Origin of the sequence: Streptomyces sp. NBC_01016 (assembly GCF_026341035.1) — a bacterium.
GTDB lineage: Bacteria > Actinomycetota > Actinomycetes > Streptomycetales > Streptomycetaceae > Streptomyces.
This window is the reverse complement of record NZ_JAPEOQ010000001.1, coordinates 3,199,266-3,224,634: the sequence shown is the minus strand read 5'-3', so window position 1 is coordinate 3,224,634 and position 25,369 is coordinate 3,199,266. Positions and strand designations below refer to the sequence as shown.

Below are 25,369 nucleotides of genomic sequence, written 5' to 3'. Positions count from 1 at the left end.
CGGTGTCATGCGTTCTCTAAGTGAAGGCAGGTGTTGCTGCGGGCACAGCACCCGCACCGGACCCGTCCAAAAGCATCGAATCGCCCATCTCGCTCAGGGCGAGGGCCAGCGCCCCGAGCACCTCCGCGCGGCCCCCCAACGCCCCTGGGAGGACCGAGAGTTGGCGTCCGGCGCTGGGGATCGCATAGCGCCCCACGGACTCCCTGATGGGCCCCAGGACCAGCTCACCGGCCTCCGCCAGATCGCCGCCGAGGACGACCCGGCTGGGGTTGAGCAGATTGCAGAGATTCGCGACGCCGGAGCCGATGTGCCGGCCCACGTCCGCGACGACGCGGCGGCAGCCCGGGTCCCCGTCGCGCGCGAGCCGCACGACGCGCTCCATCGTGAGATCGGTGCCGTGGCTGGACTGGAGCAGCGGCAGCACATAGCGGGCGGCGGTGAAGGTCTCCAGGCAGCCGCGGTTGCCGCAGCGGCACACGGGCCCCGACTCGTCGAGCGTGATGTGCCCGATCTCCCCCGCCGTGCCGCCGGGGCCGCGGTAGATCTTCCCGCTGATCACGAGGCCCGCACCGACACCACTGGCCACCTTGATGTACGCGAGGTCCTTCACGCCCCGGCCGCTGCCCCACACCAGCTCGCCGAGCGCGCCGAGGTTGGCGTCGTTGTCGACGTGCACCGGCACGCCGAGGCGGCGGGCGAGCTCCTCGGCCGGCTTGGTGCCGGACCAGCCCGGCAGGATCGAGGTGGAGCCGAGCGTGCCGCTCTCCACGTCGATGGGGCCCGGCACACCGAGCCCGATGCCCGCGACCTTCGCGCGGTCCACGCCGGTGGCGACGATGAGGCGCTCGACCAGCTCTTCGGCCCGGTCGAAGCCCTGCGCGGCGGAGGCGTCCACGTCGAGCGGCTCGGACTCCTCGGCGAGTACCTGGTGGGCGAGGTTGCCGACGGCCACGCGCAGGTGGGTGTGGCCGAAGTCGACGCCGATCACGATGCCCGCGTCCCCGCTCAGCGAGACGCTGCGGGCCCTTCGTCCCCCGGCCGATGTGGGCGTGACCTCGACGGTTCCGCCGTCCTTCAGCTCCCGGACGATATTGGAGACCGTCGCGGCGGACAGGCCTGTCGTCCTCGCGATCTCGGCCTGCGTGAGCGATCCGGCAAGACGTACGGCACGTACGACCCGCTCGAGATTGGCCCGGTGCAGCGAGGACTGCGACCCCGGAGTCTCCATTGACCCACCCTTAGTCCCTTGGCCCACGTCACCCTACGTGACCAGACCTTGTACAAGTTATGAACTCCAAACTCCGCTGAAGGTGTCTCCGGCGTCAAGCCCTTGACGGAAATAGCTTCTTTCCACCGTGGGCAGGGGTCGGGCCCCGGAGAGTTCTCTCTCCGGGGCCCGACCCCTGTTGCGCGACGGATGGGCCTCAGCGGAAGGTGCCCTGCGACACCGAACCGGCGATCCGGCGCTGGAAGATGACGTACACGATCAGTACGGGCACCACCGTGATCACGATCGCCGCGAACAGCGCGCCGTAGTCGATGTCGTAAACCTGCGAAGACGCGTAGGCGGCCATCCCCTGGGTCAGCACCCACTTGTCCTGGTCGGTGTTGAGCGCCACCGGCAGCAGGAACTGATTCCACAGACCCAGGAAGTTGAAGATCGCCACCGCGGCCATGCCCGGGCTGGCCATCGGCAGCATCACCTGGAAGAACGCTCGCCATTCACCCGCGCCGTCGATCTGCGCAGCCTCGTAGACGTCATGCGGCAGTGACCGGAAGAACGCGTAGAGGAAGAACATCGTGAACGGCAGCGCGAACGCGACATAAGTGAGGATCAGTCCCGGCCGCGTGTTCAGCAGCCCGAAGTTCTGCAGCTGGAAGAAGAGCGGCACGATCGCCAGGAAGACCGGGAAGGTCAGCCCGGCGAGCATCACGTAGTAGATCACCCGGCGTCCGGGGAATTCGAACCGGGCGAGGATGTAGGCGCACATCGCGCCCAGCAGCATCACCAGGAACAGCGCGCAGACCACGACGATCACGGAATTCAGGAAGAACTTCCCGATGTTCGCGTCGGTCCACGCGTGCTCGTAGTTCTCGATCCTCCAGTGACCCGGCAGCGTGAACGGCGAGGAAAGGATCTCTCTGGTCGACTTGAAGGACGACACCAGCACCCACAGCATGGGCACGATCACGATCACGGACCACAGGATCAGCAAGCCGTGCGAGAGCGCCGCGAACCTGCGGTCGCTGCTCACGACGGCGCGCGTCAGCTTCCGGTCCCGCGCCGGCTTGCGGTCGCTCGCCTGCTTCCGGTCGGCGGCTATGGCGCTCACTGAGCACCTCCCTTGGCTCCAGCACGCCGAGCCTTCAACCCTGGCGCTTTCTTCTTGCCCTCGTTCTCGCCACCGCCGGTCAGGCGGTTGACAAGGAACACCAGCGCCGCGAACACCAGGGTGACCACGGCGAGGACGACCCCCATCGCGGTGGCGTATCCGAACTGCTGCTTCCGGAAAGCGGTGTTGAACAGATCCTGGCTGATCGTCAGGGTCGAGTTGTTCGGCCCACCGTTCGGCAACAGCGCCTGTACGAAGACGAATGCGTCCAGCGCGGCGATGCCCAGGTAGATGTACGCCGTCTGCACGCTGTCCCGGATCGCCGGCAGGGTGACCGAGATCGTCATCCGGAATCGGCCTGCCCCGTCGATCCTGGCCGCCTCGTACAGCTCGGAGGGAACTCCCTTGATCGCGGCGATGAAGAGCACCGCGTAGAACCCGACGAGCCCCCAGACGAAGACGAACATCAGCGCCGGCATCGCGGTCGCCTGCTCGCCCAGCCAGGAGAACTCCTCGAAGTCCAGACCGAGCTTGGTGAGGATGCCGTTGAGCAGGCCGGCGTTCGGGTCGTACATCTGCGCCCAGATCAGACCGACGATGATGGCCGGCACGACGTAGGGGAAGAACGAGATGATCCGGTAGAACGACGCTCCCCGGATCCCTCGGACGGGGCCGATGCTGGGCCCGCCCAGCGTGACGGCCACTGCGACCCCCAGGGCGAGCGTCAACGTCGCAAAGGGCACGACGGCCGCCAGCAACGCGACGTTGCGCAGCGCCTTCAGGAAGATGTCGTCCTGGAACATCTTGGTGAAGTTGTCGAGCCCGATGAAGTTGAAGTCCGGGCTGAAGCCGCGCCAGTCGGTCATCGCCCAGAAGATCGCCTGGGCGAACGGGTACAGGACGAAGAGCACGAAGACGGCCAACGGGACGCCGAGGAACGCGAGGAAGAACGTCACCCGGTCGAAGGTGAGCTTGCGGCGCCGGGGCCGCCCGCCGCGAGCGGCCGGCTCGGGCCGGCGGCTCGCGGTTTTGGGATTGGTGGTCGTGTCGCTCATGGCGGTGCTACTTGACCTCGAGCTTCTTGACGGAGTCGTCTTCCCGGATCTTGTCGGAGATCTTCTGCAGAGCCGAGGTCAGGCCCTTGCGGTCGAGGTCACCGGAGAGGAAGGAGTTCCACGGCACCAGCATGTCGGTGTTCATCCCGTAGGCGAAGATGAACTGGATGTTGAAGATGTTCGTGCCCGCGGCTTCGAGCATCTTCGTCTGCGAGACCAGCGCCGACGATCCGTAGCCGTCGGCGGGCACGGTGCCCTTGACGATGGTCGGGGCCTTCTTCGTCTTGGAGAAGTTGGCGGCCGCCTCCTTGGACAGCATCGCCCGCAGCGTCTCCTTACCGCCGGCCACGTTCTTGCCCTTCTTGGGAACGATGAACGGCTCGCCCGCCTCCGCGCGAATCGACTCGTAGGGCAGTTTCGGGCTGCTGGTGACCGTCATCTCCGGGATGCCGGTCATCTGGAAGTCCTTCTTGGTGGCCTTCGCCATCTCGTTCTCGATCCAGCCACCGCTCGGGTAGAGGAGAGCCTTCTGGTCGTTGCTCCAGTGCGCCTGCGCCTTCTGGAACTGGGTGCCGGAGCCACCGGGGACGAACATCTTCTCCTTGACCATGGTCTCCATGACCTTGAGGATGTCCTGGATGGCCGGCTGCGACCAGGAGTCCTTCTCCAGCTTTTCGAGAGAGAGCCGGACCTCGTCGCCCCCCTCCTTGACCGCCCCGTTGATCAGCATTGTCTGGTAGTAGGTCGCGGCTTCCTTGCCGAAGACGAAGAGGTACTTGCCCTTCTTCTTCGCCTTCTGGCCGAGGTCGAGCGCTTCGTCCCAGGTCTTCGGCGGGGTCCAGCTGTTCTCTTCGAACAGCGTCTTCGAGTACCAGACGCCGTACACCGTCATCACGTAGTTGAGCCCGACGAACTTGCCGTTGTACGTGCCGGGTTCCTTGACGTTGGGGTAGACCGTGTCGGCGATCTTCTTGCCCTCGTAGTTGTTGGCCTCGAAGACGTCATCGAGCTCCTCGAGCTGGTCGAGGATGCCGAGGAAGCCGATCTGGTCCTCACCGGAGTTGTCGATGAGGTCCGGCGGGTTGCCGCCGACGAACCGGGGCTGGAGCTCCGGAGCGATGTCGACGACCGGCTTGACGTCGACCTTGACTCCGGCGATCTGGGATCCGATGACCTTGTTGACGTAGTCGACGTAGTCGGTGCCGTAGCCGCCGTCGAAGATGGCCGCGTCGACCTTGGAGTTCTTGGCGACACCGAACGGGTTCTTGCTGCTCGACTTGCCCTTCGAGCCGTCGTTGCTGTCGTCGCTGGAGGGGGAGCCACACGCAACGGCGAACGAACCCATGGCCGCGGTGGCGATCGCCCCGCGCAGGAGCGTCCGCCTGTCAAGAGAGCCGGCACGAATGGTCATCTCTGCATCCTCACTGAACTGATCGATTGGATCTCTGACGGTTTGCTGCATGTTTCGGCTGCCGGGCCAGATTGGCCATGCGCGTGCCGCACTTCTCTGTGAGCGCGTCCTGGTTTCGGTGCCCCTCAGGGGCACCGATGGTGATCAGCTGAGCGATGTCGGACAAGGCGTAACGCAGGTGGAGCTGGGTGGTACCCGCCCGGCAGGACGCACGGCCGGGGCGGTGGCGACAGGTATAGTCCACTCACTGTGAGGGGGGCAAGATCGAATGCAGGTTTGGGCATCGGTCTTTTCCGAGTTGAGACCTCCCGGAAATACGTCGCACGAGCGACGAACCGAGCTTTCCAACTTCCTTGCATACAAAAGGTGTAACGGAATGCGTCGCGCCGCTTGTGGAATCCCGCTTTTCCGCTATCGGCCGTCGCGGGGAGGAAGACGCCGCGTGATCCGGTCGAACAGGTCCGTCAGCGGCTCGCCGACATCCCGTCCGAACTCGGTCAGTCCGTACGTGACTTGGGGCGGCGTCGTCGGTTCGACCTTCCGCCAGACCAGTCCGTCCTTGACCAGCGCGCGCAGGGTCTGGGCGAGCATCTTCTCGCTGACACCCTGAATGCTGTCGCGCAGCTCGTAGAACCGAAGGTCGTTGCTCCGCAAGGAGATCAGGACCCAGATGCCCCACCGGCTGGTGACGTGGTCGACCATGTCGCGCGCCGGGCAGTCGGTGTGAAACACCTCATACCGAGCGTCCGCCCCACCCTGTGTCAACTGCACACTTTCCCCCATGTCTTGAGCTTACCTCCGGGTATGTTCTTACGGAAAGTAAGTCCGGGTCCTAGCGTCAATTGCCTTAGCGAACAACGGACTTGGAGCTGGAAATGATCGTGGTAACCGGAGCTACCGGAAATGTCGGCCGGCCTCTGACGCAGGCCCTGGCCGAGGCGGGCGAGCAGGTGACGGCCGTGTCGCGGAACGCGGCGCAGGCGTCGGCGCCGACGTCGGACGGGGTTCGGCACGTGGCGGCCGACCTGGCCGAACCGGCGGGCCTCGCCCCCGCGTTGGACGGGGCGAAGGCACTGTTCCTCTTGTTGTCCGGCGACCTGCACGCACCCGAGGCGAGGCCCGCCGACATCATCGACCTGGCCGCGGCCAACGGGGTTCGCCGGGTCGTCCTGCTGTCCTCGCAGGGCGTGTCGACCAGGCCGCTCGGTACAACGCGGGTCGCGATGCGCGCCCTTGAGGACTCGTTGCGGGAGTCGGGCCTGGACTGGGCGGTCGTGCGACCGGGCGGTTTCGCCTCCAACGCGCTGGCCTGGGCAGAGTCCGTCCGTACGGGAGGCACGGTCGCCGCACCCTTCGGGGATGTCGGGGTTCCGGTCGTCGACCCGGCGGACATCGCCGAGGTCGCGGCCGCCTGCCTCCTGGACGACCGGCACTCCGGCGGGGTCTTCGAACTGACCGGTCCCGAGGTGATCACGCCGCGCGGGCAGGCGGCGGCCATCGCGGCCGCGCTCGGCTCGCCGGTGCGGTTCCAGGAGCTCACCCGCGACGAGGCCAAAGCCGCGATGACCCGGTTCGTACCGCCGGAGCTCGCCGACGACACGCTGGACATCATCGGCGCCCCGAACGCCGCCGAGCTGCGGATCAGCCCGGACGTGGAACGGGTCACCGGCCACGCCCCGCGCCCCTTCGGCGACTGGGTCGCCCGCAACCTCGCCGCTTTCGGCTGAGGCAAAGGCAAAAGCACAGGCACCGGAGCGGGGGCCGGTGCCAGGGCGGGACCGTCTACACCGGCGTGCGGTACTCCATGAGCAGCAACGCGGAATCGTCGTCCACACCCGAGTCCGTGTGCGCATGCACATCGCCGCGCAACCGCACCAGACAGTCGTCGAGGGACTCGCCGCGCAGCAGTGAGACGCGCTGGACGAGCGGATAGAAGGCGTCCTCCGCGTTACGCGCCTCGGCGAGCCCGTCGGTGTAGAGGAGCACACGGTCGCCGTCCGCCAGCTCGACGTGGCTCGGCCGCGGCGGGTCCTGCTCCAGCCAGTCCAGGCCGAACGGCAGGGCGGGGCTCGGCGGGTGCGCGAGCTCATGGCCGCCGTCGGCCCGCACGACCAGTGGTGGCGGGTGCCCGAAGGAGAGCAGCGTGAGCCGCCCTGCCGGGTCGAGTTCGGCGAGGACCGCGGTGACGAACTGCTCGTCGACGCCCCTGCGGCCCAGCGCGCCCGACATCTTGGCGGCGACCTCGTCCAGGTCGGCCGAGTCGTGCGCGCTCATCCGGAAGGCGCTGAGCATGATGGTGGCCGTGCGCACGGCGCCGAGTCCCTTGCCCTGTACGTCGCCGATGACGACGCGGACGCCGTCGCCCGCAGGGACGGCCTCGTAGAAGTCACCGCCGATCCGGGCGTCCTCGGTCGCCGAGAGATACGAGGCGGCGATGCGCGCCGGTTCGGTGTCCTGGGGCACCGGAGCGAGGATGACGCTCTGCACGAACTCGGAGATCAGCCGGTGCCGGGTGGCCCGCCGCTCGTGCTGCACGCGCGCGTACGCCGCGACGGCGGAGGCGGCGGTCACCAGGGCCACGCTGGCGAGAGCCACCACGCCGCGTCGGCTGTACAGCAGGTCGCCGTACGCGGCGACGCAGGCGCACAGCAGGAGCGATACAAAGCCGCAGGTGACCACCTTGCGGACCGGGGCGCAGCAGGCGGTGAGCGCGGGGCAGACCGCGAACAGGGGCAGCAGGCCGACATCGGCGCCGAACACCAGGTCGAGGACCGCGACAGCGACCGCGGCGACGAGGCCGGGGCAGATCACGGTGATCCACGCGGGGAACGCGGGAGCGCGCACGACGCCTCCTGGGGGCCGTAAAGCGAAAGGTCATGAATGGGATATTTTGCCAAGATTCGCCACTGTACATGGGTGATTCACCCATCCGACCGGCCGATCACGGCCCGTCGGAAGGGGCACACACGGCGTATGGGGCCGGCCTCCCCGCCCGTGCGACCCCAAAGGGGGCAACGCCCTTGACACCACTGGGCACTTGAGCCCCTACTGGAGCTTGCTCAGCAACTGACAACGTTGTCCAGTAGCCGGAGGATGCGCCCTTCATGCGAGGCAGATCCAGACACCTGAGGTCCAGACACAGACTCGGTTCCGTGGCCGCGCTCGGCGCGGCCGCACTTGTGCTCACGGCGGCAGGCCAGGGCCTCGGCCCCGCCCCCACCGCGCACGCCGCCGAGGGGAAGCCGGAGTTCCGCTCCTCCTTCGAGGCCGGTCAGCCCGCCCCCGACTGGCTGAACACCGTCGACACCGACGCCGACGGCGGCAAGCGGGCGAGCGGGGTCGACGGCGCGTACAGCAGCGGCATGCCGGGGAATGTGAACGGCCATGTCACCGACATCCGGGCCAGCGGCGAGAACGCGGGCGGCGGTGAGACCAAGGAGAACCTCGTCGACGGCGAGGCGACGACCAAGTGGCTGGCGCTCACGCCGACGGCCTGGGTCGAGTACGACCTCGACGAGCCGGTCAAGATCTCCAAGTACGCGCTCACGTCGGCCAACGACCACGACGAGCGCGACCCGAAGGACTGGACCCTGAAGGGTTCGACGGACGGCAAGGAGTGGAAGACGCTCGACTCCCGCTCCGGTGAGACGTTCGACAAGCGCCAGCAGCTGAAGTCGTACGACATACAGAGCCCGGCGGACTACTCCCACTTCCGTATCGAGTTCACGAAGAACAACGGCGCGAGCGACGCGGTGCAGCTCGCCGACCTCCAGCTGTCGACCGGCGGCGACTCCACCCCGGCCCCCGAGGACATGCTCTCGTTGGTGGACCGCGGGCCGACGGCCTCGCCGACCGCCAAGGCGGGCGTCGGCTTCACCGGTACGCGCGCGCTGCGCTACGCGGGTACGCACAAGGGTGACGGTCGCGCCTACTCGTACAACAAGGTCTTCGACGTCGATGTGGCGGTGGCCAAGGACACCGAGCTCGCGTACAAGATCTTCCCGTCCATGGCGAACGGCGACCGCGACTACGACGCCACGAACGTCTCCGTCGACCTCGCCTTCACCGACGGCACGTACCTGAGCGACCTCAAGGCCCTCGACTCCTACGGCGGGGCGCTGACCCCGCAGGGGCAGGGCGCGGCCAAGCGGCTCTACGTGAACCAGTGGAACGCCGTGAAGTCCGGGATCGGGTCCGTGGCGGCCGGCAAGACGGTCGACCGGGTCCTCGTCGCGTACGACTCCCCCAAGGGGCCGGCGAAGTTCCGTGGCTGGCTCGACGACGTGAGCATCGCGAAGGCCCGGCCGGCGAAGCCGAAGGCGCACTTGAGCGACTACGCGTCCACGACGCGCGGCACGAACTCCACCGGTGACTTCTCGCGCGGCAACACCTTCCCGGCGACGGCCGTCCCGCACGGCTTCAACTTCTGGACGCCGGTGACCAACGCGGGCTCGCTGAGCTGGCTGTACGACTACGCGCGCGACAACAACGCGGACAACCTGCCGACGATGGAGGCGTTCGCGGCGAGCCATGAGCCGAGCCCGTGGATGGGCGACCGGCAGACCTTCCAGGTGATGCCGTCGGCGAAGTCGGGCGACGCGCTCGACACGTCGCGCTCGGGCCGCGCGCTGCCGTTCAAGCACGACGACGAGACGGCGACGCCCTCGTACTACGGCGTGAAGTTCCAGAACGGTGTGCGGGCGGAGATGGCGCCGACCGACCACGCGGCGGCGCTCCGCTTCAGCTATCCCGACGACGACGCGAGCGTGGTCTTCGACAACGTCTCCGATCAGGGCGGCCTCACGCTCGACAAGGAGAACGGGGTCGTCACGGGCTACTCGGACGTGAAGTCGGGCCTGTCGGCGGGCGCGACGCGACTGTTCGTCTACGGCGTCTTCGACAAGCCGGTGAAGGACGCCGACTCGTCCGGCGTGAAGGGCCACTTCACGTTCGACGCGGGCAAGGACCGCACGGTCACGCTGCGCCTCGCCACGTCCCTGATCGGCCTCGACCAGGCGAAGGACAACCTGGCGCAGGAGCTGCCGCAGAAGCGGTCCTTCACGGACGTACGGAACGCGGCGCGCGCCCAGTGGGACACGCTGATGAAGAAGGTGGAGGTCGAGGGCGCGACGGACGACCAGCGCACGGCGCTGTACTCGTCGCTGTACCGCCTTTACCTGTACCCCAACTCCGGCTTCGAGAAGGTCCGTTCACAGGGCGGTAAGGGCAAGTCCACGTACAAGTACGCCTCCCCGTTCTCGCCGATGCCGGGTCCGGACACCCCGACCCACACCGGCGCGAAGATCGTCGAGGGCAAGCCGTATGTGAACAACGGCTTCTGGGACACGTATCGGACCACCTGGCCCGCCTATTCGCTGCTGACGCCGAAGAAGGCCGGTGAGCTGGTCGACGGGTTCGTGCAGCAGTACCGGGACGGCGGCTGGACCTCACGCTGGTCGTCCCCCGGCTACGCGGACCTGATGACCGGCACCTCCTCCGACGTGGCGTTCGCGGACGCGTACGTGAAGGGCGTCGACGACTTCGACGTCGAGTCGGCGTACAAGGCGGCCGTGAAGAACGCGACCGTGGTGGCGCCGACGGCGGGCGTGGGCCGCAAGGGCATGGAGACGTCGCCCTTCCTCGGCTACACGCCGTCGGAGACGCACGAGGGCATGTCGTGGGCGATGGAGGGCTACCTCAACGACTACGGCATCGCGGAGATGGGCCAGAAGCTCTACAAGAAGACCGGCGAGAAGCATTACAAGGAGGAGTCGGAGTACTTCCTCAACCGCGCCCGTGACTACGTCAACATGTTCGACGACAAGGCGGCCGGTGGGAGCTCCAGTCCCGGCTTCTTCCAGGGCAAGGGCAAGGACGGCAACTGGCGTGTGAAGTCCGAGGACTTCGACCCGGCGATCTGGGGCTACGACTACACGGAGACCAACGCCTGGGGCTACGCGTTCACCGCCGTCCAGGACAGCCGCGGCCTCGCCAATCTGTACGGCGGCCGCAGCGGTCTCGCCAAGAAGCTCGACACGTACTTCGACACTCCGGAGACCGGCTCCAAGGACGTCGCCGGATCGTACGGCGGAGTCATCCACGAGATGACCGAGGCGCGTGACGTACGGATGGGCATGTACGGCCACTCGAACCAGGTCGCGCACCACGTCACGTACATGTACGACGCGGCGGGCCAGCCGTGGAAGACGCAGGAGAAGGTCCGCGAGGTCATGTCCCGCCTCTACACCGGCAGCGAGATCGGGCAGGGTTACCACGGCGACGAGGACAACGGCGAGCAGTCGGCCTGGTACCTGTTCTCCTCGCTGGGCTTCTACCCGCTGGTCATGGGCAGCGGCGAATACGCCATCGGTTCCCCGCAGTTCACGAAGATGACGCTGCACCTGGACGGCGGCAAGGACCTCGTCGTCAAGGCGCCGAAGAACAGCGCGAAGAACATCTACGTGCAGGGCGTGAAGGTCAACGGCCGTACGTGGACGAAGACGTCGCTGCCGCACTCGGCGATCGCCAAGGGCGGCGTCATCGAGTTCGCGATGGGTGACAAGCCGTCGAAGTGGGGCACGGGCGCCGATGCGGCGCCGACGTCGATCACGAACGACGACAAGGTGCCCTCGCCGCGCTCGGACGCGATCACCGGTTCGGGTCCGCTCTTCGACAACACCTCTGACACGAGCGCGAGTTCGGAGTCGGTGGAGCTGCCGGTGGGCGCGGACGGAGCGAAGGCGGTCCAGTACACGCTGACGTCGGAGGACAAGGCGAAGGCGCCGACCGGCTGGAAGCTGGAGGCGTCGGACGACGCCAAGGACTGGAAGACCATCGACCAGCGCTCCGGCGAGTCCTTCGCCTGGGACAAGCAGACACGGGCGTTCTCCGTACCGTCCCCGGCGACGCACAAGCACTACCGGCTGGTGTTCACCGGCGGGGCGGCGACGGTGGCGGAGGTCGAGCTGCTGTCGTGACACCCGGGGCGATGTGAACCGGCGGGCGGGCGTGAGCTGTTGACGCCCGCCCGCATGGTGTTTCCACCGTGACCCTCTCTCTTGTCCACTTCGTACGGACGCTGTCAACTCCCCTTACCAAGCGCGTGACTTGACCTGCCTCCTACCCTCCGTCGTGACATTCTTGGCATGCCCACGTGTCCTTGTCCTTCGGGGAGGGTGCCATGACCTCGCAGCAGCCGTCGCCCGCGGCCGACCCGGACAATCCCGGTGAGGGCAACCGAACCGTCGGCGCCGGTGACGTCGGCGGCGGATCCGGACGCTGGCTGTTTGTCCTGCACCTCACTGTCTGCGGTCTGCTCGCCGTCGTCAGCGCCCTGGCATGGATCACCGGCGCCGACGTTCAGACGGTGGCCACTCTCGGAGTGGGCGGCATCGTTGCCGTCGTCGCTGTCCTCATCCCCATCGTCGCCGCGAAGGACGACACCGAGGCGCTCAAGCGCCATGTCCGCCCCTTCATCACGGCCCTCGGTATCGGCGTCATCCTCTTCGCGCTCGTGTCCGTGGTGGGGTTCGGATTCAGGGAAGCGGGAGCCACCGACGTCACCCCGTACACCGAACTGGACTCATCCGCACAAGGCATGACCGCGGGCAACACCGCCGCCCTGACGGTCGAGGCCGAACCGGACGGCGCCGAGCTGCGCGTCGTGCTCGGTGCCGAGGATCTGACGGCAGGATCCACGCCCTGCCAGAGCAGCGGTCGGCTCGAGTTCCACGGCACGGACCTCGAGGAATCCCAGACGGTCGACCTCGCCCCGGAGGTCACCGTGTCGCTCCCACTGGACACCGAGGGAGCAACGGTCCAGGTCGACATCACGATGCACCACGACGACCCCGGCTGCCGCATCACACTCGGTGTCGAGAAGTCCGAATACCTCTGACCCCACGCTCTCCACAGGAGCCACCATGTCAAGCGATCCTCCTCAGCAGCCGCGGCTCAGAGTCAGCCTTCCCCATGTCCTGACCGCCCTGGCGAGTTTTGTGTGCGGATCGGCAGTCACCGCAATCGGCATGCATGCCCTCACCTCCCCGGGCGAAGCTCCCGTGAACACCATGAGCGAGAAGCAGCAGACCACCGATGCTTCCGGGTCCATCTTCAAGACCAAGGGCAACATGGTCACCATCGCCGTGAAGAAGGGACAGCCCGGGTTCAGCACGCGCCGCGGCGACGAATACAGCTACGAGGGATTCGAGAACGACCTGGTCCACTCTCTGTCCGAGGACATGGGCTTCAGCCCTGATCCCCGCGACATCCCCTCACTCGACCGCGAGCGGATCCTGACCAACGACGGCGCCGAGCTGGTGGTCGCTACGTACACGATCACCAAGTCGCGGGACAAGAAGGTCGATTTCACCGTTCCGTACCTGAAGACCTATCAGAGCGTTCTGGTCCGAAAGGACAACACCACGATCAATCGGCTCAAGGACCTGGACAACCCGAGTGTCCGCATCTGCACTGCCGGAAATTCGACCTCGGACCCGAAGAGCACCGACGACAAGAAGGAGCAGGAACGCATCGAAGTGGCCCTTGGGAAGAGGGCCAACGTCGAATACCGGGCGGACTACAAGACGTGTGTCCGGCAGCTCCAGGACGACAACTTCGACGCGGTGTGGACCGACCGGGTCCTGCTCGAAGGGTTCGCTCAAGCGGCCCCGTACGCCAAGGACGTCGAGGTTCGGCGCAAGATCCAGACTCCGGGTCCCGCACAGTTCTACGGCATCGCCATCAACGAGAACCATCAGGCGGACTGCAAGAAGCTCAACAAAGCCATCCGGCATTTCCTGCACACCGACTGGACCAGCACGTTCCGCTCCCAGTTTCCCGGGCTCACCCACAGCGGCGTGAACCCTCAGGAGTTCAAGCCCAGCGACCGGGACATCAGAGACAAGGAACCTACCTCCTGCGGCCGCGGCCCTGCCGACAAGGGCGCCTGACCGGTGCTCACCCGGGGCAGTCGCCCTTGTCGTAGGTTCGGTACAGCGACAGCTTTCGGTTGTGGTGTGGTGCGGGGAACTCCACGACCGGCACCGGCTTGCACGTCGACCATCTGTTGTTCGTGCTCTGGCCCGCGAAGCCGTACGTTCCCGTGGCCCCTTGGAGCATGCCCGTGCTGTTGACGGTGGACTGCGACAGCGTCGTGTACAGCTCCTGCTTGGTGGGCAGTTGCTCGGTGTCCTTGTCCTTGTTCATCTCGACGAAGGTGCGCTTCATCGCCTCGGTGAGCAGCCGGAGGCCGTCGTAGTACGAGGCCGCGTAGCCGTCGTCCAGGGGCTTCTCGCCCAGCGTGTGCGCGGACTTGAGCTCGTTGAACTGGTCGAGGAAGTCGTCGATGCCGGCGGGGCGGTCCGCGGAGCCCTTCTTCTCCCAGCCCGGGTCGAAGGAGGCGGCGTCGACGATCGTGGCCTTCGCCTTCTTCAGATCGCGCTCGACCTCCTTCCTGGTGAGGCTGGGCTCAAGGCCTATGCCGGTCTTCACGATGCGCAGGGGGCTGCCGTGGTTGCAGCTGCCCGCGTCGGAGAGGGCGTCGATGAAGCCCGGGAGGTCCTGGTCGCGGCCCGCGTAGAAGACCGTGTCCGTGCGCTCGCTGCAGATCTTGTTGACCGCGTCGACGAAGATGCCCGGCTCGCCCTCGTCACTGCCGGAGGAACCGGTGAAGAGCGACGATCTGGTGGTGAGGCCGTAGTCCTTGGCGAAGCGGCTCTTGAGGGTGTTCGTCAGATCCGCCGAGTACACGTCGCCCGTGTGCCGGTCGAGGAGCAGCAGCCCCTTCTTCTTTCCGTGCGGGTACGTGTCGAGGTAGTGCTTCAGGGCGTTCGCGAACTCCTTGTCGTCCGGCGACGTCTTGAAGAAGTACTCGAAGTTCATCGACGAGGCGTTGATCACCGGCCCCACCGTGGGGATCTTGCGGGTGCTCAGCTCTTCGAGGGCCTGTTTGGTGTCCGTCTGGCTGCTGGGGATTCCCGTGACGCCGACGAGCGGGTGCTTCGAGTCCGCGGACAGTTCGCCCAACTTATCGACCACCGGCCGCCATTGGTCGAGCTGCCGGCCGACCGGCGCGAGCATCAGCTGGACCTGCGGGCCGCCCGCCCCTGCGTTCGCTTCCTTGAGCGCGGCGAGGGAGCCCGCGAGGGCGCGGCGGATCATGTCGCCGGTCATCGCGCTCGTGTCTCCGGAGGTGAAGGACATCATCAGGGCGACACGGACGTAGGGAGTGCCGCTCTCCGAGGCGACCTGGTCGTTCTCGTCGGCGATGGCGTCGAGGAGCGAGCCGATGCCTTCGTCGGCCTCGAAGGACCGGGTGGTCACGCCGATGCACTGCCCGTCGATGTCGCTCAGCCCGTTGTCGCACTTGCGCAGCAGCTTCGAGCCGCCATAGATCCCGCCCGCCACGAGCGCGAGCACGACGAGCACCGCGACGCACCAGTCCAGCGGACCCCACTCCCTGATCCTGCTGCCGAACATCAGCCTCCCTCCCCGGAGTTGGTGCTTGCGGGAACGGGCAGTTCCTGCCTCTTGCGGGCGGCCGTAGGCCAGTCGCGGGCCGCCTGGCCGAGGGCCGCGTACCAGGTGGGGTGGCGGCGGGCGAGGAAGCCCAGCTCCTCCCCCACGGCCCGGCACATCCGGTCGGCGTCCGGGTCGAGCGCCGCGTCGGCGTACGGCTCGGAGAGGTACCACAGGGCGTGCAGCAGGCGGTTGATGCTGCGTCCCGAGGGGTCGAGGCGTGCGTAGCGGGCCGCGTGCTCGCCGTCGGCGATCTCGACGCGCTGGTCGCGCCAGGTCTCGTCGGCGGGCGGCACGGGTGCGCTGGCGCAGCGCTGGAGGCACAACAGCCAGTGCTCGACGCTCTGTTCGGCCTCCTCCGCGTCGAACTCGTCGGCGAGCATCGCGACGACCTGTTGCGGGTTTCCGGCGGCGAGGTTGTGGCGCAGGGCGTCGGCCTCCTCGGTCTCGGCGCGCTGGACGTGGTGGAGGTGGAGGAACGCGTGCACGGAGCGCCAGCCGTGCGGTTCGTCGCCCGGCGGCAGGGTGCGCCGCGCCTCGTGGACGAGGAGGGTGCGCAGCAGCCCGCTGGTGACCAGCGGGCCGTCGGAGGTCGGGAGTTCCTGCCACTTCCGCTCGACGAGGTACTGCGCGGCGGCCGTGGCGGGCAGCTGCTCGGGCCCGACGAGGCCGAGGTCCTGGGCGAGCGCCTCGGCCGCCTTGGAGTCCCGGGCGAGGCAGAGCTTGACGAGGCGGTCGCGCTGTCTGCGGTCGGGCAGCAGGTCCCGCAGCAGCACCTCGGTGACGGCGCGGCCGCCCTCGACGCGCAGGTCCAGCAGGTCGCGCGGGACGACGGTGCGGTTCTGCTTGGCGGTCTCGACGGCGGCGTCGGCGAGGACAGTGCTGGCCGAGGGGTGGCCGCCGGTGAGCGCGTGGAGCGCGGAGGCGAGGTGCGGGTGGAGCAGGCGCGAGGACGCCCGGTCGAGCATGGAAAGGATGTCGTCCCTGGTCAGCGGGGTGAGCGGGAGGACGAGGAGGCCCTCGGACGGCTCGTGTCCTGTCCGCTTCCACAGGGTGGCGGCGTGTCCGGGTCGTCTGACGCCGCCGGGCGGCAGCAGGTCGACGAGTTCCCGGCGTACGGCGTGCGGCGCGTCCTCGCGCGGCAGGTCGCCGAGCCGGGTGGCGACGACGACGGTCCGGTCGTCGTACTTGCGCTCCCCCAGGGCCCGCTGTTCCAGGAGGAGTTCCAGGAAGCGGTTGCCCGCGGGGGTGTGTGCCTCGTCGAGCAGGATCAGCGGCCAGGGCTCACGGTTGAGCCGGCGCACCACACCGTGGGCGTGGGCCAGCTCCTCCAGGAAGGCGGCGGTCAGGGCCTGTTCCGCCGCGTGGAGGTAGTCGCCGCCGCGGTGGAAGCGTCGGGACAGCAGCCACAGCGGGTCCTCTTCGGCGATGGTGCCGTCGGGCGTGGTGTGCCGCTTGCGGAACCAGGTGCGGGCCGGGTCGAGGGGCATCCTGGCGGCGAGCTGGCGCAGCAGGGCGGCGGTGACGGGTTGTGTCCCGTCCGGGTCGTCGGGGTCGCCGTCGCGGGCGGCGGCCCGGCTGAGCGAGGTCTCGACCTGGGTGGCCCAGTCGCGGGCGACCTCGCGTTCGGCGCCGCGCGCGAGGCCGCTCGCGATGAGCATCCGGGCGTGCCGGCGGCACACCTCGTCGCGCTCGTCCGTCTGCCCCACGTGCCAGCCGGACACGGCGAACAGGGCGGGCAGCAGCGTCCGGAAGATGCCGTACGTGGGGGTGAGCGCGCACACGAGGCGCTCCAGGATCTCGGCGGGCGACGCGGCGTTCTGCGGCGGCACGCTGCCCTCGGGGACCTCCTCGGTGAGGCCGGCCGCGACCGAGCCCGGCACGACGGCGCGCACATGGGCGAGCGGGAGGCGGCCCCGGTAGCCGCGGGCGAGGGTGTCGAGGAGGGCGCTGCGTCCGGTGCCGTGCTCGCCGGTGAGCAGCACGACGGGCACGCCGGAGCCGAACTCGCGCTTCGTGCGGGCGCGTTCGTAGAAGGCGAGCCCGGTGAGCGAGGGGACGAGCGATCCCACCAGGGGTTCGCGCCCGTACAGAAAGGGCGCCTTGGGCCGGGCCATCTTCGGCTGTCCTGCTTCCCTAGGGATCGTCAACTACAGCGTGAACCCTAGAACTTACCTGTGACGCCGATCTCTTGCCAGATGGACCACAAGGCCGCGGAACCCTTTACGGTTGCGGATAAATCTCCAGCTCGGCACCCTCGGGCAGCTCCTCGACGCCCTGGATGACGCCGCCCGGATAGGCGATCCGGACCCTGCGCAGCGACGCGATTCCCTTGAGCGGGGCGAGGTCGATGTCGCCACCCTGCGTCACGTGCAGCTCCTCAAGACCTTGCAGTCGGCGGGACATGCGCCGCAGTTGCAGCGGGGTGCCCTGCTGGGCGTACACGTAGAGCTTGGTCAACTGCGGGATCTGGCTGGTCGGGTTGAAGAGGAGGGTGCTGAGCTGCTCGGCCGAGAGGCAGAGCGTGCGCAGTTCGGGCAGCCGGCCGAGGAGTGCGCCCCAGCCGTCGGGCAGCAGCCGGCTGCTCGCGTCCTGGAGGTGCAGCTCCTCCAGCGCGACGCACCGGGTGATGTCGGAGAGGTCGGAGGTGCCGGGCGGCAGCGACAGCGTCTTGAGCCGGCCGGGCCTGGGCAGTTCGGCGACGCCGCGCCAGGGGACGCCCGCGCCGATGCGCAGGGCTTCGAGGCGCGCGCACTGGTCGAGCTGCTCCAGCGGCTCGAACTGCGGCACGTTCTCCAGGACGAGGCTGCGCAACTGCGGGAGGCCGGTGAGCGGCTGCGGGTCCTTGACGTTGCGGCAGCCCTGGAGGGTGAGGCTCTCCAGGTGCTGGAAGTCGTGGAGGAGGGAAAGGTCGTCGATCTGTAGCGCGCCGCGCAGCCGCAGCTCGCGCAGGTGTTCCGGGGACAGGGCGGCGCGTACGGCGTCGGGGGCGAAGTCGCCGTGGATGCCCACGCGCTCGCATCCCGGAAGCCGTGAGAGGGCGTCGAGTTCGGCCTGCGAGCGGACGGTGACGGGTTCGCCGGGCGCGGCTTCGAGGAGCGGGGCGATGATCTCGCGGGCGTACGTCTCGGTGTCGAAGCGGTCCCAGTGGCCGAGGAGTTGGGCGCGCACGGTGGACTGCGAGGTGGTGAGGAACTCGCGCAGCCGCGGGATGGCGGCGTCGCCGCCGATCTGGCAGATGGCGTGCGCGGTCGCCAGCTCGGCGTCCCCGTCGAGTTCATCGGCCCTCGGGAGCAGCCCGAGCAGCAGCGGCCCCGTACGTGCCAGGACGCGCGCCTGGCGCAGGCTGCGCGGCGGGAGCATGCTCGCGGCCTCGGCCTCGATGGTCTGCCGCACGGCGGGTTCGAGCCGCGTGGCCTGTTCGAGGGATGCGAGCGCCAGGAGGCGGATCCTGGCCTGGACGGTGACGTCCTTCTCTCGTTTTCCGCGGTCGCTGAGGCGCATCAGCAGGTCGGCCCGCCCATTGTGATCGGCTTGCGCGACAGCCATCTGCACCACGTCCTCCCACTGGTCCATGTGAGCGTGTTTCACCAGCATGCCGAAGTCACGGTCCTCAAGAACAGCCTTGGCACCCAGGTAGTCCTGAAACGTACGATGAATGAAGTCAACGGCTCCCGGAGCGGGCTCGCGGAGCAGTCCGGAGCGCTCCAGCAGATATTCCAGCGCGTGCTCGGGCCCGCCGAGCCGTTCGAGACTCGGCACCTGCGGCTGGAGTCTGCTCAGCTCATGGATGGCGTCGTCGCGCTCCATCTGCGTGTCGTCGTTGCGGATCAGCCGGTACGCGAGCCGTTTGAGCGGCTCGGTCGCCGACTCCTCGTCGAGCCGGGGGCGGTCGTCGCCCCGCCCGTACAGGTCCCGCTCCACGTCGCGCCGCTCAAGGAGCATGGACAGGGCGGCCCGGTAGAGCGAGGCCCGCCCGTTCGGCAGAAAACCCCGGCGCTCGCGGTGCAGGGCGCAAATGAGGCTGCACATCAGGGGGTTGGTGGCGAGACGGCTCAACTCGGGGTTGGAGCGCAGGGATTCGACGAGCTCCTCGCCGAGCCCTTCGCGCGCCCCGGCCGCGATGTGCCACCGCGCGATGAAGCGGCGCAGATCCTCGGAGCCGAGCGGGTTGAGGCTCAGCTCGTGGAAGCCCTCGCTGCGCAGCCAGCCCGGTTCGAGCGCGGAGGGCCGCGTGGTGCACAGCCACAGATTGCCCGGAAACTGCTGCACGAGGTCGCGCAGCCACTGGCGGGCGCGCCGCCGGTCGGCCTTGGGGATCTCGTCGAGGCCGTCGACGAGCAGCACCGCGCGGCCGTTGCGCAGAACGCGGACGACCCAGCCGTCGGGTTCGCTGCCGCTGAGACCGCAGCGAATCCACTCCAAGAACTCCTCGGGCAGCGGGAGTTCGGCCCCTTGGCGGGCAAGGGTGCGCAGCGGCAGCACGAACGGGACGCGCCCGATCAGCTGCGGCAGCGCGACAGGCACGGACTCCTGACGCGCGGTGGTCAGGGCGAGCCACTGCACGAGCGTCGTCTTGCCGGTGCCGGCGAGGCCGTGCAGCAGGACCTTGCCGCGCCCGGCGAGCGCGGTCTCGACGCTCTCCTCGGGCACGGTCTCGTAGTCGCCGTCCTCCTCCGCGGCCACGATCGGTACGGCGGTGAGGCTCAAGTAGGCGTCGTCGAGCGGCCATTCGGGTCCGGCGGGGTCGCGCAGGTCGACGCCGTAGATGGTGAGCTGACCGTGCTTCCCGACGACGTAGTCGGCGTACTGCTCCTCGAAGCGGATGTCGGCGGCCTGGTGGTCCTCACCGGAGACGGTCCGCAGCACGCGCTCCAACAGCTCCTTCTGTTCGCGGAGTTGGCGAAAGTTCGACAACTGGGCGCGGGCCTCGAAGCCGGGGCGTTCGGTGAAGAACCGCACGAGGTGCACGCAGGCGGTGACGAGCAGCGCGTCGTGGAAGCGGGCCGCGTCCGCGGTGAGCAGCCCCTTGATGTCCGCCTCCGCCGCGCTGGACAGCGTGGCGGCCAGCTCCTCGGGCCCGAGCACCACCACGTCGACGTCGTTCATGTCGAGCTGGCCGAGCGCGAAGAGCGTACGGGTGAGGGCCTGGCCCACCGCGTCGTGCTCGTCGTCGGGCAGCCTGGCCTCGTGCGGCGGCGCGGCCCGCACGGCGCGGCGCACCAGCTCCCGCGAAAGCCGGTGCATGTCGTCACGGCTGAGGGCGGGATGATCGCCGACGAAGGACAGCAACGACCGTACGCGCACGGGCTTTTCACCGGGGAACTCGGCTCCCGCCACCTTCGCCGGAGGCAGCACGAACCGCTTCAGCAGCGGCACCACCACCGAGGACGCGAGCTTCAGCCCCATTGCGCCCAGTTCCACCGCTCACCCCCGTCGCCCACGTGTCTCCTACTTTACGTGTACGAGGCCGGGGCACCAGATGGCCGAACTCACACCACACCACCTTGCCGGGGTCCCGCTCCCCCACGCCCCACGTGTCCGCGAGCGCCTCGACGAGGATCAGCCCCCGGCCACCCTCGTCCGGCCGCACCATGTGCGGCACGCCGTTGCCGCTGTCGTGGACCTCGATTCGGAGCCCGTCGTCGTGGGGCAGGAGTCGCAGGAGGTAGCCGCGGCCGGGCGGGACGCCGTGGAGCAGCGCGTTGGTGGCGAGTTCGCTGACACACAGCACGACGTCGTGCGCGCGGTCGTCCCCCACGCCCCAGTCGGCGAGCGCGGCGCGGGTGAACTCCCGGGCGGCGGGGACGGATTGGCGTTCGCGGCGGTAGAAGTGCTCGCGGGGTTCGGGTGACTCGATCACGTCGTTCACGGGAAGGAATGTGACGGACGGTGACCGACCGTCGGCAGTGGACCGACCCCGACAGAATTCTTGTCGGGGTTCGAGCGGGGTCGAGGAAGAACGGGGGCGGGGACATTGACCGTCATGAGCACCGGGAAGCGTCCGCCAAGGAATCCGTCGGCGTTGAAGATGGTCGGCCAGCTGGTCGCCCTGTTCCGCAAGTCCGCCGGATTCACCCAGGCGGCTCTCGGGGAGCGGCTCATAATGGCCGAGTCGACGATCGCGGCGATCGAGCAGGGCAGGCGGCCGCTGTTGCCCGACCTGGCGGTCGCGATGGACCAACTCCTCGGCACCAAAGGTGCGTTGGCGGTTGCCGTGGCCAACATGCCGGAGATCGACCAGTTCCCGTTGTGGGCGGAGTCGTACATGGCGCACGAGCGGGAGGCCATCGCACTGTCCTGGTACGACGTCCTGACCGTACCGGGCATCCTCCAGACCGAGGCCTGCGCCCGCACGGTGCTGCGCAACCGGGTCCCGGCGTACGACGAGGACGAGATCGAGACCAAGACGGCCGCGCGCGTACAGCGGCAGGAGGTCCTGCACCGCAAGTGCCCACCGACGCTCAGCTTCGTCGTCTGGGAGGCGGCGCTCAAGCTGGCGTACCTCGACCCACTGGCACGAGCGGAGCAGCTCCGGCACCTGCGGGCGTGCGCCGAACTCCCGGGCTTGGCGCTCCAGTTCCTGCCGCTCGACTCCCCGACTCACGCGGGTCTCGATGGGGCCTTCACCGTCCTGGAAACGCCGTCGCACCAGCACCTCGCTTACACGGAATCCCAACGTGGCAGCCAGTGGGTTTCCGACCTCGACCAGGTGTCCTCGCTGGCGCGCAAGTATGCGATGCTGCGATCACAGGCCCTGACGCCCGAGCAGTCCATGGGCCTACTGGACCGGCTGCTAGGAGAACGATGAGCACCGCACTGAACTGGTTCAAGTCCAGCTATAGCGGCAGCGAAGGCGGCCAGTGCCTCGAAGTCGCCTACACCTGGCGGAAGTCGAGCTACAGCGACTTCAATCACGGCGCCTGCGTAGAGGTCGCCACCCACCCCACCGCCATCCACGTCCGCGACTCCAAGAACGCCGACGGCGGCCCGCACTTCACCGTCGCGCCGGAGGCCTGGACCGCGTTCCTCGGCAGCGCGCGCCGCGGCTGAGCGCAGAACGCGAAGGGCCGCGACCCCCACGGGGATCGCGGCCCAACTGCGTTACTGACCTGCTTACTCGCTGATCAGGCTGCGCAGCACGTACTGAAGGATGCCGCCGTTGCGGTAGTAGTCCGCCTCACCGGGGGTGTCGATGCGGACGACCGCGTCGAACTCGACGCCGGAGTCCGTGGTCACCTTCACCGTGGACGGGGTCGTGCCGTTGTTGAGCTCGGTGACGCCGGAGATCGAGAAGGCCTCCTCGCCGGTCAGGCCGAGGGAGTCGGCCGACTGGCCCTCCGGGAACTGCAGCGGGAGGACGCCCATGCCGATGAGGTTCGAGCGGTGGATGCGCTCGTACGACTCGGTGATGACGGCCCTGACGCCGAGAAGCGCGGTGCCCTTGGCGGCCCAGTCACGGGACGAACCGGAGCCGTACTCCTTGCCGCCCAGGATGACGAGCGGGGTGCCCTGCGCCTGGTAGTTCTGCGACGCGTCGTAGATGAACGACACCGGGCCGTCGGCCTGGGTGAAGTCGCGGGTGTAGCCGCCCTCGGTGCCCGGCGCGATCTGGTTGCGCAGGCGGATGTTGGCGAACGTGCCACGGATCATGATCTCGTGGTTGCCGCGACGCGAGCCGTACGAGTTGAAGTCGCGACGCTCGACGCCGTGCTCCGACAGGTACTTGCCCGCCGGGGTGTCGGCCTTGATCGCACCGGCCGGGGAGATGTGGTCGGTGGTGACCGAGTCGCCGAGCTTGGCGAGGACGCGGGCGCCCGCGATGTCCTCGACCGGAGCCGGCTCCATGCCCATGCCCTCGAAGTACGGGGGCTTGCGGACGTAGGTCGACTCGCTGTCCCACTCGAAGGTGTTGCCGGTGGGGACCGAGAGGGCCTGCCACTGGGCGTCACCCGCGAAGACGTCCTCGTAGGACTTCGAGAACATGTCCTCGCCGATGGAGTTGGCGACGACGTCGTTGACCTCGGCCTCCGTCGGCCAGATGTCGGCCAGGAAGACGGGCTTGCCGTCCTGGTCGACGCCGAGGGCGTCCTTGGTGATGTTGACCTTCATCGAACCGGCGATGGCGTACGCGACGACCAGCGGCGGGGACGCCAGGTAGTTCATCTTGACGTCGGGGTTGATGCGGCCCTCGAAGTTCCGGTTACCGGAGAGGACGGACGTCACGGCCAGGTCGTGGTCGTTGACGGCCTTCGAGACCTCCTCGGGCAGCGGGCCCGAGTTGCCGATGCAGGTGGTGCAGCCGTAGCCGACGAGGTTGAAGCCGACCTTGTCGAGGTACGGGGTGAGACCCGACTTGTCGAAGTAGTCGGTGACGACCTTCGAGCCCGGGGCGAGGGTGGTCTTGACCCACGGCTTGCGGGTCAGGCCCTTCTCCACGGCCTTCTTCGCGACGAGGGCCGCGGCCACCATCACGTACGGGTTCGAGGTGTTGGTGCAGGAGGTGATCGCGGCGACGGTGACGGCGCCGTGGTCGAGCTCGTACGTCGAGCCGTCGGCGGCGGTCACGGTGACCGGGTTCGACGGGACGCCGTTGGTGTGCGCCGGGGCGTCGGACGCCGGGAAGGACTCCTTGCCGGCCTCCTCGTCGTCGGCGACGTAGTTGCGCACGTCGACCGCGAACTGCTCGGCGGCGTTCGCGAGGACGATGCGGTCCTGCGGGCGCTTCGGACCGGCGATCGACGGGACGACCGTGGAGAGGTCGAGCTCCAGCTTCTCGGAGAAGTCGGGCTCGGCGGCCGGGTCCAGCCAGAGGCCCTGCTCCTTGGCGTAGGCCTCGACGAGCGCGACCTGCTGCTTGTCACGGCCGGTCAGACGCAGGTAGTTCAGCGTCTCGTCGTCGATCGGGAAGATCGCGGCGGTGGAGCCGAACTCCGGCGACATGTTGCCGATGGTGGCGCGGTTCGCGAGGGAGGTGGCGGCGACGCCCTCACCGTAGAACTCGACGAACTTGCCGACGACGCCGTGCTTGCGCAGCATCTCGGTGATCGTGAGGACCAGGTCGGTGGCGGTCGTGCCGGCCGGCAGCTCGCCGGTCAGCTTGAAGCCGACGACGCGCGGGATGAGCATCGAGACCGGCTGGCCGAGCATCGCGGCCTCGGCCTCGATGCCGCCGACGCCCCAGCCCAGGACGCCCAGGCCGTTGACCATCGTGGTGTGCGAGTCCGTGCCGACCAGGGTGTCGGGGTAGGCCTGACCGTTGCGGACCATGACCGTACGGGCCAGCTTCTCGATGTTGACCTGGTGCACGATGCCGGTGCCCGGCGGGACGACCTTGAAGTCGTCGAACGCGGTCTGGCCCCAGCGCAGGAACTGGTAGCGCTCCTTGTTGCGGCCGTACTCCAGGTCCACGTTCTGCTTGAACGCGTCCGAGGTGCCGAACTTGTCGGCGATGACGGAGTGGTCGATGACCATCTCGGCCGGGGACAGCGGGTTGATCTTCGCCGGGTCGCCGCCGAGGGCCTTCACGGCCTCACGCATCGTGGCGAGGTCCACGACGCAGGGCACGCCGGTGAAGTCCTGCATGATCACGCGGGCCGGCGTGAACTGGATCTCCTGCGCGGGCTGAGCCTGGGAGTCCCAGTTGCCGAGCGCACGGATGTGGTCGGCGGTGATGTTCGCGCCGTCCTCGGTGCGGAGCAGGTTCTCCAGAAGGACCTTCAGGCTGTACGGAAGGCGGGCCGAGCCCTCAACCTTGTCCAGCTTGAAGATCTCGTACGACTCGTCGCCCACGCGCAGCGTGCTGCGGGCGTCGAAGCTGTTCGCCGACACGACAGTCTCCTTCATATATGTGCGCGTTCCACCGCATCCTGCCGCCACGCCGACTCGACGATCCGCTAAGGTAAGGCTAAGTTAGGTATGCCTTACCGTCCGACCCTCGATACCGTGCGGCCACGGAGCGCCTCGGTAGATATCTCGATGTCGAGATAACTCTAATACATCACTCGGTGGTGCCTTCAAGCGCCACCGTGCACATACCTGTGCGCGCTCCC

At 68.2% G+C, this 25,369-nt stretch carries 16 protein-coding genes and 1 pseudogene; 6 read left to right on the top strand and 11 right to left on the bottom strand.

The window, feature by feature from the left end; all coding sequences use genetic code 11:
- Positions 1 to 16: 16 nt before the first annotated feature.
- The 5 genes from rok7B7 to OG746_RS14880 all read right to left on the bottom strand — a co-directional run bounded on the left by rok7B7 (position 17) and on the right by OG746_RS14880 (position 5,582).
- Positions 17 to 1,228: an ROK family transcriptional regulator gene (rok7B7, locus tag OG746_RS14900; RefSeq protein ID WP_266715074.1), complete on the bottom strand. Its 1,212-nt coding sequence runs from the start codon at positions 1,226 to 1,228 to the stop codon at positions 17 to 19.
- Positions 1,229 to 1,424: 196 nt separating this feature from the next.
- Positions 1,425 to 2,333 (bottom strand): carbohydrate ABC transporter permease, encoded by a 909-nt coding sequence (locus tag OG746_RS14895; protein WP_266715073.1) that lies wholly within the window; start codon positions 2,331 to 2,333, stop codon positions 1,425 to 1,427.
- On the bottom strand, positions 2,330 to 3,388 hold the full coding sequence (locus OG746_RS14890) for a carbohydrate ABC transporter permease (protein ID WP_266715072.1): 1,059 nt from the start codon (positions 3,386 to 3,388) through the stop codon (positions 2,330 to 2,332). Before OG746_RS14890 ends, OG746_RS14895 begins: the two co-directional genes overlap by 4 nt.
- Positions 3,389 to 3,395: 7 nt before the next feature.
- The gene (ngcE, locus tag OG746_RS14885; RefSeq protein WP_266715071.1) at positions 3,396 to 4,799 is read right to left on the bottom strand and encodes an N-acetylglucosamine/diacetylchitobiose ABC transporter substrate-binding protein; all 1,404 of its coding nucleotides are present in this window, start codon (positions 4,797 to 4,799) and stop codon (positions 3,396 to 3,398) included.
- Between the two features lie 411 nt (positions 4,800 to 5,210).
- Positions 5,211 to 5,582 carry a winged helix-turn-helix transcriptional regulator gene (locus tag OG746_RS14880; protein ID WP_266715070.1) on the bottom strand — a complete coding sequence of 124 codons (372 nt, stop codon included), beginning with the start codon at positions 5,580 to 5,582 and terminating at the stop codon, positions 5,211 to 5,213.
- A gap of 92 nt (positions 5,583 to 5,674) precedes the next feature.
- On the opposite strand from OG746_RS14880, the gene OG746_RS14875 reads away from it, so the two are divergent.
- Positions 5,675 to 6,526, top strand: coding sequence for an SDR family oxidoreductase (locus OG746_RS14875; RefSeq protein ID WP_266715069.1), 852 nt, complete (start codon positions 5,675 to 5,677; stop codon positions 6,524 to 6,526).
- A gap of 55 nt (positions 6,527 to 6,581) precedes the next feature.
- Here the strand turns inward: OG746_RS14875 and OG746_RS14870 are convergent, their stop codons facing one another.
- A complete protein-coding gene (locus tag OG746_RS14870) occupies positions 6,582 to 7,643 on the bottom strand; it encodes a PP2C family protein-serine/threonine phosphatase (protein WP_266715068.1) in 1,062 nt (353 codons plus the stop codon).
- Between the two features lie 260 nt (positions 7,644 to 7,903).
- On the opposite strand from OG746_RS14870, the gene OG746_RS14865 reads away from it, so the two are divergent.
- From OG746_RS14865 to OG746_RS14855, 3 genes are all read left to right on the top strand, one after another.
- On the top strand, positions 7,904 to 11,776 hold the full coding sequence (locus OG746_RS14865) for a GH92 family glycosyl hydrolase (protein WP_266715067.1): 3,873 nt from the start codon (positions 7,904 to 7,906) through the stop codon (positions 11,774 to 11,776).
- 203 nt (positions 11,777 to 11,979) lie between these two features.
- Positions 11,980 to 12,696, top strand: a complete 717-nt coding sequence (locus OG746_RS14860; protein ID WP_266715066.1) for a hypothetical protein — start codon at positions 11,980 to 11,982, stop codon at positions 12,694 to 12,696.
- 172 nt (positions 12,697 to 12,868) lie between these two features.
- Positions 12,869 to 13,750: a transporter substrate-binding domain-containing protein gene (locus tag OG746_RS14855; protein WP_266715065.1), complete on the top strand. Its 882-nt coding sequence runs from the start codon at positions 12,869 to 12,871 to the stop codon at positions 13,748 to 13,750.
- Between the two features lie 7 nt (positions 13,751 to 13,757).
- Here the strand turns inward: OG746_RS14855 and OG746_RS14850 are convergent, their stop codons facing one another.
- The 4 genes and pseudogenes from OG746_RS14850 to OG746_RS14835 form a co-directional block, all read right to left on the bottom strand.
- A complete protein-coding gene (locus OG746_RS14850; protein WP_266715064.1) occupies positions 13,758 to 15,278 on the bottom strand; it encodes an ABC transporter substrate-binding protein in 1,521 nt (506 codons plus the stop codon).
- Positions 15,278 to 17,434, bottom strand: coding sequence for an ATP-binding protein (locus tag OG746_RS14845; protein WP_266715063.1), 2,157 nt, complete (start codon positions 17,432 to 17,434; stop codon positions 15,278 to 15,280). The genes OG746_RS14850 and OG746_RS14845 overlap by 1 nt, the downstream gene beginning before the upstream one ends.
- A 106-nt stretch (positions 17,435 to 17,540) precedes the next feature.
- Entirely contained in the window at positions 17,541 to 20,726 is a 3,186-nt protein-coding gene (locus OG746_RS14840) for an NACHT domain-containing protein (protein ID WP_266715062.1), read from the bottom strand.
- Positions 20,727 to 20,805: 79 nt separating this feature from the next.
- A pseudogene (locus OG746_RS14835) lies at positions 20,806 to 21,189 on the bottom strand (ATP-binding protein); the annotation flags it as partial.
- 114 nt (positions 21,190 to 21,303) lie between these two features.
- On the opposite strand from OG746_RS14835, the gene OG746_RS14830 reads away from it, so the two are divergent.
- Positions 21,304 to 22,128 carry a helix-turn-helix domain-containing protein gene (locus OG746_RS14830; protein WP_266715061.1) on the top strand — a complete coding sequence of 275 codons (825 nt, stop codon included), beginning with the start codon at positions 21,304 to 21,306 and terminating at the stop codon, positions 22,126 to 22,128.
- Entirely contained in the window at positions 22,125 to 22,370 is a 246-nt protein-coding gene (locus OG746_RS14825) for a DUF397 domain-containing protein (RefSeq protein WP_266715060.1), read from the top strand. Before OG746_RS14830 ends, OG746_RS14825 begins: the two co-directional genes overlap by 4 nt.
- Positions 22,371 to 22,433: 63 nt before the next feature.
- Here OG746_RS14825 and acnA read toward each other — a convergent pair whose 3' ends face one another.
- Positions 22,434 to 25,148, bottom strand: a complete 2,715-nt coding sequence (gene acnA, locus OG746_RS14820) for an aconitate hydratase AcnA (RefSeq protein ID WP_323179606.1) — start codon at positions 25,146 to 25,148, stop codon at positions 22,434 to 22,436.
- Positions 25,149 to 25,369: the final 221 nt, after the last annotated feature.